Source organism: Microcystis sp. M53603_WE2 (assembly GCF_030065435.1).
The window spans coordinates 1-1,486 of record NZ_JASJFF010000905.1 but is presented as its reverse complement, the minus strand read 5'-3'; the positions used below and the strand labels follow the sequence as shown (position 1 = coordinate 1,486).

Here is a 1,486-nt window from a genome sequence, read left to right as displayed (position 1 = left end):
GCGCAGTTTATAGAATTTAGCTGGAATTTATGAATCATTTTCTGCATTCTTTCACTGTTTTTCCTGATTCTGCCCGAAAATCTCGCTCTTACTCCCTGGGTAAACTGCGACGACCCTTAATCTTCCTGTTTACCGTCGGTTGTCTGACTAGCGTGGTCGGTTATCGTTTCTATAATCAGCCGAAATTGGCCGTCGGGACTATTTCCCCGGTTACGATTATCGCCCCCGAAGATGCCCGTTTTCAAGACCAAGAAACCACCGCCCTCAAACGCCAAAAAATTCGGGCTGGACTGCTTCCCCGGCTGAAAAGAGACCCCCAAACCACCGACCAGATCGAGCGATCGCTGCAGGACACCTTAGGGCAATTAAGTCAAATTCGCCCAATTTTGCGAAGAAATTCCATTTTAATGGGCAGGACTATTTCTAACGCCACAATGGAAATGCTGCTCACCTTTTCTGCCCCTCAATGGTCAACTCTACAAAGCCGCCTCAACTATGAAGAATCTTTTACGAAACTCTTGACAAAAGAGCAGGAATATGCTATAGACGAAATCCAAGCCTATCGTCAGCGCGTGGCCAAGGGAAACTTTGAGCAATTTATCGATCGATTAGGGCAATTACGGCAAATAAAGGAGCAAACCAGCCAAAATTATCGGCATTCCAGCTTAAATAAACTCAAATACGCCGATCTGATCACAGCGGCCCAAATGGGCGATCGAGAGTGGCAAAACCTAGAAAAAGCCGTCCTGCAAGCGAGTCGCCGGATTTTGGTGCAAGGCATTCCCCCGGGGATTTCCACCAGTCACCTACAGGATACCATCGCCGTGCAGATTAGCAGCGATCGCCTAACCAGTCGCCAGCAGTCTTTAGCCGAAAATATCCTTCTGGCAGCCCTAGAGGGACAAACGAACCTGATAGAAGATCGGGAGGCAACCAAAGAACAAGCCGCTAAAGCGGTGGAAGCGGTAGATATGGTCATGTCTAGCGCTCAAACCGGTCAAATTATCGTTAAAGCAGGCGAAAAAATTACTCAAGCTCAGTTTGTTCTCATCGATGGTTTTGGTTTAAGCGAACGGGGCATTAACTGGATGGGTTTAGGGTCAACGGCAATCCTTGTCACCAGTGCGATCGGGACTTTTTGCCTCGTTTCCCAGCGTCTCCATCGGCCCCTGCGTCACCGGGATTTTCTTCTCTTGGGTTTACTGAGTTTTACCACACCGATCCTAGCGATCGCCAATATTCCCTTTACCAATCTGGCAGCCGTGGGTTTATTAGTCAGCAGTTTCTACGGCCCGACTCTGGCCGTCACCCAAGTCCTCTTAACTGCTGGTCTTTCCCTATTCAGCATCCAAGGCATCAGCGCCGATTTAATCGCCGGGACGATGGGGGGACTATTAGCGGCGATGATAGCGGCAAAATTGCGCTCCCGGGATGAATTATCGCTACTAGGGATGGGAATCGGAGTCAGCCAAGGGGGTGTTTATCT

The 1,486-nt window shown here is 49.3% G+C and carries 1 pseudogene; it reads left to right on the top strand.

Annotation, left to right across the window (positions count from 1 at the left end):
* Positions 1–29 precede the first annotated feature (29 nt).
* Positions 30–1,486 (top strand): annotated as a pseudogene (locus tag PX481_RS19245) (hypothetical protein); the annotation flags it as partial.